Here is a 9103-nt window from a genome sequence, read left to right as displayed (position 1 = left end):
CTACACACCGATCAATACACATCCCGCCGATACCGCCCATCCTCGATCAACTGCTGTACAGCAGCTTCACCCAGCATGCCTTTGAGCGCCGCATCCACCCCCGCCGCCATGCCTTGCAGGCTGCCGCAGACGTACACGCAAGCCCCGTCGGCCACCCAGCGCTTGAAGTCCTCGGCCTGCTCCAGCATCACGTCCTGCACATACACCTTCTCGGCCTGATCGCGCGAGAACGCCAGGTCCAGCCGTGCCAGGTCGCCGTTGTCCAGCCAAGCGTGCAGCTCATCGCCACACAGCAAGTCATGCGCCCGATTACGCTCGCCGAACAACAGCCAGTTGCGCTGCTCACCGGCATTGACCCGCGCGCGCAACAGGCTGCGAAGGCCCGCCAGGCCAGTGCCGTTGCCGATCAGGATCAACGGCGCAGCAGCCTCAGGCAGATGGAAGCCACTGTTACGCCGCAGGCGCAGGCTCAGGGTGCCATTCATTGGCAGGTATTCGGTCAGCCAGCCAGAGCCCAAGCCCAGGCTGCCGTCGGGGTGGCGTTCCTGGCGCACGATCAGCTCCAGCACACCATCGCTGGCGATCGAGGCAATGGAGTACTCGCGGCAACCGATTGGCACCAGTGCATCGACCAGCGCTTGTGGCTGCAAGCCGATCAGGTGGTCGCGTCGCGTCGGCAGTTGGCGGCCAGCGAGTGCCTGGGCAAGGGTTTCGGTCAAGCCATTGACCTGCACCTGGCTGCCGGCGTCCAGTGCCATGCCCTTGAGGAACGCGTCGATCCGTGGCTGCCCATTCAGCGGCAGTATCTCTACCAGATCGCCGGCTTCCCAGCTCGCAGGTTCTGCAGCCTGCAGGCCAAGCAGGTACACCGGTTGGCCTTGGCTGCCGGGGTTGAGCAGTTTGCGGCGCACCAGCGACCAGTTGGCAAAGGTTGGCGGCTGCCAGGCGGCCACCGGCTGGACGCCCGTCAGTTGCGCCAGTTCCTGCTGCCATTGCTGCAGGGCGGCCTGGTCGGCGTTGTCCACTTCCACCGGGCTGAATGCACTGCTGGCACCGCGCTCCCCCAGCCACGCCTGGAGACGACGAGCGAAACCGCAGAAGTGCGGGTACTGACGATCACCGAGGGCGAGCAGGGCATAGTTGAGGTTGTTCAGTGCCCAAGGCTGGCCGAGCACCTTGCGCTCGAAGGCGCGAGCGCTGTCGGGCGCTTCGCCGTCGCCGAATGTACTCACCACGAAGAGCGCGCGATGGGCCTGGCGCAGGTCGTTTTCACCCAGCTCGGCAAGGGCGCGCACCTGAACGGGCTGGCCAGCTGCCTGCAGCTGCTCGGCACTCTGCCAGGCCAACTGTTCGGCAAAGCCACTCTGGCTGGCGAAGCCGATCAGCCAGCCGTCGCCATTACCGCTGTTGGCGACGTTGCCACGGGCTGCGCGCACCTGACGTTTCTTGCGGCGGCGGTCGAGGTACAGCAGCCAGCCGGTGACGAAGAACAACGGCATGGTCAGGCTGGCGATGGTGACGATGATGCGCCCCGGCAAGCCGAAGTATTCGCCGACGTGCAAGGCGTAAACACTCTGCAGCAACTGCGCCTTGAATGACTTGTCGGTGTAGCGATCGTGCTTCTTAACTTGGCCGGTGGCCGGGTCAAGGACCAGGGTATTGAAGGCACGTGGGTGCGCCGCGTTGTCGAGCAGGTAGAACAGGTTGGCCGGCTGACCGCCAGCAGGCGGCAGGCGCAGGTTGTAGGTGGACAGGCCTGGGCCTGCGGCCTCCTGGAGGTTGGCCCAGATGGCGTCGTAGTCCACCACCAGCGGTGGCGCATTCTTGTCGACTTTTTGCGGCCCGTGCCGGCCACGGCCTTCACCACGTTTTTGCTGCTGGCCCGCGGCCGGCGCGTCGGCCAGCAGCTTGTTCAGGCCTTCACGGTACCATTCATAGGACCAGAACAGCCCGGTCAGGGCGAACAGAAGATAGAACAGCAGGCACCAGGTGCCGGCAACGGCGTGCAGGTCCCAGTTGAAGGCGCGGCCTTTCTTGGCCCAGTCGAAGGTCAGCCAGGTGCGCCAGTCCAGCGCTTTACGCGGCCAGCGCAGGTAAAGGCCGGACAGGCAGAAGAACACCAGCATCAGGGTGCAGGCCCCGGTGATTTGCCGGCCAGTATCGCCCATGGCGAGGAAACGGTGCAGCTTGAGCATGAGGTTGAAGAAGCCTTGCCCGGCCGCTTCGCCCTTGAGTTCGCCGGTGTACGGGTCGGCATAGCGCAGCTCGCCACGGCGTTCGCCCGGTGCGGGCATGAAGAAGATCCGTGCAGCGTTGCCTTCGCGCACGTCGACCCACAGCATCGAGACTTTGTCGTGTTGCTGGGCTTCGACCCGCTTAACCAGCTCGGCCGGCGGTAGCACGCCTTCGGCGCGTACTTCTACCTTGAGTACATCGGCATTGAATGCGCGCAGCAGTTCTTCCTGGAACGAGTACAGCGCCCCGGTAATGCCCATCAAGGCCAGCACCAGGCCAGCGGTGATGCCAAAGAACCAGTGCAATTGGAACAGCGTCTTCTTCACCACATTGATCACCTTGTGTTGCTGCCGCAGACTGCGCGGCGTGCATTATGCCTTGATACGCAAAAGCCCCGCTCAATGAACGGGGCGGGGGTGGGCTTCTTTTGGTGGAAGCTTGTACCGGCCTCTTCGCGGGCTTGCCCGCTCCCACAGGTACACCACAGGGTTTGAAGGTTGTGGTGGACTTGTGGGGGCGGGCAAGCCCGCGAAGAGGCCGCCATAGGAGCAGCCCTTCTAGCGGATCAACCCAATCCCGACATCAGAAGTGAACGCTGGTGGTCAGCAGTGCCGTCCGCCCGGCCGCCTGGTTGGCGAAGTGGGTGGAGAAGGCCTTGTCGTAGTACACCTCGTTGGTCAGGTTCTGCACGTTCAGTTGCAGGTCGACGTTCTTGGTCAGCTTGTAGGCGGCCATGGCGTCGTAGCGTACGTAGCTGTCGACCATGGTGGTGTTGGCCACGCTGCCGTACACGTCATCCACGTAGAACGCACCACCGCCAACGGTCAGCTTTGGCGTGATCGAGTAGGTGGTCCACAGGCTGGCGCTGTTGTTTGGCGTGTTCGGCAGCTGGTTGCCGTCGTTGGCCTTGCCCACCGGGCCGCCGTCGATCTGGCGAGCCTGCATGTAGGTGTAGCCGGCGAATACCTGCCACTTGTCGGTCAGCTTGCCGCTGGCCGACAGTTCGATACCTTGAACCCGGGTCTCGCCAATGTTCTCGTAGGTATTGGTGTTGACCTGGACCCGGGCGTTTTCCTTCTCGGTGCGGAACAGCGCGGCAGCCAGCGACAGACGCTGGTCAAGCAGGTCCCACTTGGTACCGATCTCGTAGTTGGTGGTTTCTTCGGGCTCCATGTCGCTGCCCAGCAGGTTGCCGTTACGGTCTGGCGTGCCGCCCAGCGGGTTGCCTTCGGTACCTTCGCCAAGCATGGCGCCAGGCGGCGTGGCGGAGGTGGCATAGGACACATAGATGCTGCCGTTTTCGGCCGGCTTCCACACCAGACCCAGCTGGCCGGTGACGAACTCGCTGACATCTTTGCCTTTGGCGGTGGTGGTGCCAGCGGCGTTGTAGGTCTTGTAGTCGGTGTCAAAGTGGTCGTAGCGCAGGCCCATGTTGACCAGCCACTCCGGGGTAAGCTCCAGGGTGTCGAACACGTAGATTGCACGGGTCTTGCTGTTGGTGGTGGTGCCGGCATAGTTGCGCGAGATGGCGCCGTTCCACGGATCATCCGGGTTCGGGTTGCTCAGCGAAGTGCAGTTATAGCCACTGGTGGCGCCGATCATGCCTGGGGTGCAGTTGCTGTTGGCAGACCCGCCTGGCACGGTGTCGGTGTCGACGGTGTAGCTTGAGCGCTCGCTCTCTTCACGGCTCAGTTCGATACCGGTCGAGAAGCTGTTTTTCATGCCGCCAACGTAGAACTCGCTGAACAGATCGGTCTGGTTGGTGGTAGTGGCGGTGTTGCCGACACGGGTGTTGGCGCGGCGCCAGACACTGCCGTTGTTGACGTTGCCCTTGCTGTCGTCGGGCTGGGTCAGGATGTAGTCCTGCATGCTGTTGCCGTGACGCAGGGTGTTCTTGATGGTCAGCGAGTCGGTCAGGTCGTGCTCGACGGCGAAGGTTGCGATATCCACTCGGGTCTTGCGGAAGTCGCGGCCGGTCAGGCCATAGAAGTTGTCACTGTCGCCGCCATCATTCGGCTTGCTCGGGTGTGCCGAGGTGCGCCCGGCGCTGCCGTTGGTCGGGATGGTGTAAGGGATACCCGAATCCGGCAGGTCGTCGCTTTCCAGGTGGTAGTAGTCAAGGTTGACGCGGGTCGGCGTGCCCAGGCCAAAGGCCAGCGACGGGGCGATACCCCAACGGTCGTAGTTGACCTTGTCGCGGCCGGCGACGTTGCTTTCGTGGGTCATCAGGTTCAGGCGACCGGCAACGGTATCGCTGAACTGGTAGTTGCCATCGAAGGTGTAGCGCTGGGTCTGGTCGCTGCCCCAGGTCCAGGCGCCGTCCAGCGAGTTGCCCAGATGCGCGCGCTTGCTTACCAGGTTGATGGTACCGCCGGCCGCGCCGCGGCCACCGATGGCCGAGTTCGGCCCCTTGGCCACTTCAACAGATTCGATGGCGAAGATTTCGCGGGTTTGGGCGCCAGTGTCACGTACGCCGTCCAGGTAAGTATCGCCCTGGGCGTCGAAGCCGCGGATGAACGGGCGGTCACCTTGCGGGTTGCCGCCTTCGCCGGCACCGAAGGTAATGCCTGGCACGGTGCGCAGGGCATCCTGCAGGGTCAGGGCGTTGGTGTCCTTGATCACTTGCTGCGGGATCACGGTTATCGAGCGCGGGGTGTCTACCAGCGGCGCGGTGTACTTCTGCGAGGCGGCCTTGTCCACCTTGTAATCGGTGCTGGCTTGTTCAGCCTTGCCGTTGACGCTGGTGGCATCGAGGGTGATGGCGCTGCTGGCGGCCGGATCGGCGGCATAGACCGACGAGGCACTCAGGGCGACACCGATGGCAGACACGATCAGGCGTGGCGAACTCACAGCAGATGGTACGTACTGGCGCATTGCAAAGAACCTTCCCCAAGGTATTGAGGCGGTGGATCTTAATGTAAGCAATTTTGACTAACAATTGAGAGTCGTTACCATTCGTGAAGAATTTACAATCTTTACAATTTGTCTTTACGGTTTCATGCCGCTGAAACGTCTTAAGTGGCGAATGGGGCTTGTGTAGCGCAAAAGGGAATCAATATCATTGCGCCTTTACATTTCCTAACGGTGCCGTTGCCATGCTGCTTCACATCCCAGGCCTGTTCGACGCTGATGAACTGGCCCGTATCTGCGAGGCGCTGGAGCGGGCCGACTGGGCCGATGGCAAGGTTACGGCGGGTTATCAGTCGGCCAAGGCCAAGCACAACCTGCAGTTGCCTGAAGGTCATGCGCTGGCCAAGGAAATCGGCAGTGCGCTGATCGACCGCCTGTGGAAAACCCCACGCTTCATGTCGGCAGCCTTGCCGCACAAGGTGTTCCCGCCGCTGATCAACTGCTACCGCGAAGGCGGCAACTTCGGTTTCCACATCGACAACGCCCTGCGCCAGCCCAAGGGCAGCCCGGAGCGGGTGCGTACCGACCTGTCTTCCACGCTGTTCCTCAGTGACCCGGAAAGCTACGACGGCGGTGAGCTGGTGATCCAGGACACCTATGGCGTGCAGCAGGTCAAGCTGGCCGCCGGTGACATGGTGCTGTACCCCGGCACAAGCCTGCACAAGGTCAACCCAGTGACCCGTGGCCAACGCTATGCCGCATTCTTCTGGACCCAGAGCCTGGTGCGCGATGACAGCCAGCGGACGCTGCTGTTCGAGATGGACAACGCCATCCAGCAACTGACCGCCGATGTGCCGGACCATCCTTCGCTGTTGCAGCTGACGGGCACCTACCATAACTTGCTGCGCCGCTGGGCTGAGGTCTGAGCCGTGTCCTACCTGCTGCGACGTGAGGAAGTAGTGGATGTGGCCGGCTTGCAGGCCATGCTCGAGGAAACCCCTGGCAAGGCCGCCCAGGCGATTCTGGCGGCAGCGGGGCAGGGCGCGGTCGAGGCGCAGTTGCTGCTGGGGCAGATCCTGCTGGATGGGCGTGGCATCCAGCAGGATGCCACGGTTGCCCGGCGTTGGTTCGGTATCGCTGCACAGGGTGGCAGTGCCATGGCGCACAACATGCTCGGGCGTTGCCTGGAGCATGGCTGGGGCGGCGAGGTGAGTTTGGTGCAGGCGGCCGTTCACTACGCCCGTGCGGCCGATTCGGGTTTGGACTGGGGCCTGTATAACCTGGGCAACCTTCTGGCGACCGGGCGTGGGGTGCCGGCCAATCAGGCGCAGGCACTGATGTGCTACGAGAAGGCTGCGCAGCTGGGGCATGCCAAATCGATGAACCTGTATGGGCGTTACCTGGAGCAGGGCATTGCCACGGCGCCCAGCCCGGCGCGGGCGGTGCGCTGGTATCGGCGTTCGGCCGAGGCGGGGGATTTTCGTGGGATGTTCAGCCTGGCGCTGGTGCTGGTCGAACGTGGCCAGGTGGCGGAGGCCGCGCCTTGGCTGGAGCGGGCGCGGATCGAGGGCAACATGAACTTCCTGCGTGCGGCGCTGGTGACCTTGCAAGAGGCGGGGCCGGTGCTCATGGCCTTTGCCGGGCGCTATGCCGAGGAGATCGAACGGCGTGGTGGTTGACTGTGCTGGCCAATTTCCACTGGCCGTTCACCGTTGCCGCCGCCGCCGTATTCGCGGGTAAACCCGCGCCTACACACGTATCGGTGGTTGGGCGCAGGCCGTTGTACGGTTTATCCACCAAGAGGCCAGCACCGACAGCACGCACATGAAAACGGGGCCTTTCGGCCCCGTTGTGCATTACAGATAGTAGGCCTTCAGCGGCGGGAAGCCGTTGAATTCCACTGCGCTGTAGCTGGTGGTGTAGGCGCCGGTCGACAGCCAGTACAGGCGGTCACCGATGGCCAGGTTCAGCGGCAGCCCGTACTTGTAGTTCTCGTACATGATGTCGGCGCTGTCGCAGGTCGGGCCGGCGATGACCACTTCCTCGGCTTCGCCTTTCTTCTCGGTCCAGATCGGGAACTTGATGGCTTCGTCCATGGTTTCGATCAGGCCGGAGAACTTGCCCACGTCGGTGTAGATCCAGCGCTCGACGGCGGTACGCGACTTGCGTGCGACCAGCACCACTTCGCTGACCAGGATGCCGGCGTTGGCGATCAGCGAACGGCCGGGCTCGAGGATGATTTCCGGCAGTTCGTCACCGAAGTCTTCCTTGAGGAAACGGATGATTTCTTCGGCGTAGGTTTCCAGGCTGTTGGTACGGGTGATGTAGTTGGCCGGGAAGCCACCACCCATGTTGATCAGCTTCAGTTCGATGCCGTCTTCTTCTTTCAGGCGTTCGAAGATTACCTTGACCTTGGCGATGGCGGCGTCCCATACGCTGATGTCGCGTTGCTGCGAGCCCACGTGGAAGGAGATGCCGTATGGCACCAGGCCCAGGTCGCGGGCGAGGATCAGCAGGTCCATGGCCATGTCGGTCTGGCAGCCGAACTTGCGGGACAGTGGCCAGTCGGCAGTGGTGGAGCCTTCAGTCAGAATACGCACGTACACTTTCGAGCCCGGTGCGGCCTTGGCGATGTTGCGCAGGTCGGCTTCCGAGTCGGTGGCGTACAGGCGCACGCCCTTCTCGTAGAAGTAGCGGATGTCCTTGGACTTCTTGATGGTGTTCCCGTAGCTGATACGGTCGGCGCTGACACCGCGGCCCATCACTTTGTCCAGCTCGTAGATCGAGGCGATGTCGAAGCTCGAACCTTTCTCTTTGAGCAGGTCGATGATTTCCACGGCCGGGTTGGCCTTGACCGCGTAGTAGACCTTGGCAAATTCGAAACCGGCGCGCAGGTCGTCGTAAGCCTGGCTGATCATCTGGGTGTCGATGAGTACGAACGGGGTTTCCTGCTTGTCAGCGAACGCCTTCATTTTCTGGAAGGTTTCACGCGCGAAATAGTCTTCGACCTGGATCGACATGCTCAGGGACTCCATGGGCAAACTGAAAGATTAAGTGGCTGCAAACTGAACGTCCTCCGTATCCCCACTTTGGTTCGCCTACTCAGTACTTGAGCCGGATGGATCGTTTCCAGCATGGACGTTCGGCGCGCACTTTAGGGCGTGAAGAATGCAGAATCAACAGGCAATCCGGGCGTGATCGACGTGGATCGACGACCAGCCATTTGAATAACCGACTCGTGTGACCGGCTGATGTTCCCTGCGATCTTTCAAGCGTAAAAAATTGTGGAATGGAGCGTGTTGGGCCCTTCGCGGGCAAGCCCGCTCCTACAGGGGATACGCGTTCCATGTGGGGGCGGGCTTGCCCGCGAAAAGGGCGGAGGTGTTCATATTTATGGCCACATTTTCCTGGTACCTCCGTACAGGAAACCGCCCATAAATTTTTTGTTACCGACTGGCGGATTTGCTGCTTTTGATGCGAAACATTACTATTCGCACCCTTATCTGCCTCCCTGATGACCCCGACCGTGTCCGGACACAAAGGCTTCCTCGACCATTACCATGAGCTGATCGGCACCTGGACGCGCAAGCTGCGCAGTCGTCAGCAGGCCGAGGACCTCACCCACGATGCCTTTGTCCGGGTACTGGAAACCCCGCGCGAGCAGGTTGAGCAGCCACGCGCCTACCTGCATCAGGCTGCGCGCAACATCGCTGTGGATGGCTTCCGTCGCGAAGACCGGCGCCAGGCACTGGAGCGGGAAGCCTTCGACGAAGGCGCAACCGGCAGTGGCGACCCGGAAGCCTACGTGCATGCCCTGGAGCTGGCCGACAGCGTCGAGCGTGCGCTTGCCAAGCTGCCACTCAACTGCCGGCAGGTGTTCATCTGGCAGAAGCTCGAAGGCCTGACCCAGGCCGAGATTGCCGAGCGCATGGGGTTGAGCAAGAACATGGTCGAAAAGTATATGATCCGCACGCTTCGGCACCTGCGTGAGCACCTGGATGTGTCGGCATGAAGAGTC

General features: G+C 62.2%; 6 protein-coding genes. 3 read left to right on the top strand and 3 right to left on the bottom strand.

The window, feature by feature from the left end:
- Nucleotides 1-11: 11 nt before the first annotated feature.
- Nucleotides 12-2564: a PepSY domain-containing protein gene (locus tag ACF8Q6_RS11960; RefSeq protein WP_392492627.1), complete on the bottom strand. Its 2553-nt coding sequence runs from the start codon at nucleotides 2562-2564 to the stop codon at nucleotides 12-14.
- Between the two features lie 253 nt (nucleotides 2565-2817).
- Nucleotides 2818-5109, bottom strand: a complete 2292-nt coding sequence (locus ACF8Q6_RS11955) for a TonB-dependent receptor (protein WP_392492784.1) — start codon at nucleotides 5107-5109, stop codon at nucleotides 2818-2820.
- A 221-nt stretch (nucleotides 5110-5330) separates the two neighbouring features.
- On the opposite strand from ACF8Q6_RS11955, the gene ACF8Q6_RS11950 reads away from it, so the two are divergent.
- Nucleotides 5331-6011, top strand: coding sequence for a Fe2+-dependent dioxygenase (locus tag ACF8Q6_RS11950; protein WP_012051256.1), 681 nt, complete (start codon nucleotides 5331-5333; stop codon nucleotides 6009-6011).
- 3 nt (nucleotides 6012-6014) lie between these two features.
- Nucleotides 6015-6764 (top strand): tetratricopeptide repeat protein, encoded by a 750-nt coding sequence (locus tag ACF8Q6_RS11945; RefSeq protein ID WP_161774098.1) that lies wholly within the window; start codon nucleotides 6015-6017, stop codon nucleotides 6762-6764.
- 177 nt (nucleotides 6765-6941) lie between these two features.
- Here ACF8Q6_RS11945 and ACF8Q6_RS11940 read toward each other — a convergent pair whose 3' ends face one another.
- Entirely contained in the window at nucleotides 6942-8105 is a 1164-nt protein-coding gene (locus tag ACF8Q6_RS11940; protein WP_003248498.1) for a type III PLP-dependent enzyme, read from the bottom strand.
- A gap of 494 nt (nucleotides 8106-8599) precedes the next feature.
- Here ACF8Q6_RS11940 and ACF8Q6_RS11935 point away from each other — a divergent pair, with 494 nt between their 5' ends.
- Nucleotides 8600-9097, top strand: a complete 498-nt coding sequence (locus ACF8Q6_RS11935) for an RNA polymerase sigma factor (RefSeq protein WP_088512986.1) — start codon at nucleotides 8600-8602, stop codon at nucleotides 9095-9097.
- Nucleotides 9098-9103: the final 6 nt, after the last annotated feature.

The sequence above is a fragment of the Pseudomonas sp. GLN_2 genome (genome assembly GCF_043106005.1).
Taxonomy (GTDB): Bacteria; Pseudomonadota; Gammaproteobacteria; order Pseudomonadales; family Pseudomonadaceae; genus Aquipseudomonas; species Aquipseudomonas alloputida.
This window is presented reverse-complemented; position numbering and strand designations above follow the sequence as displayed.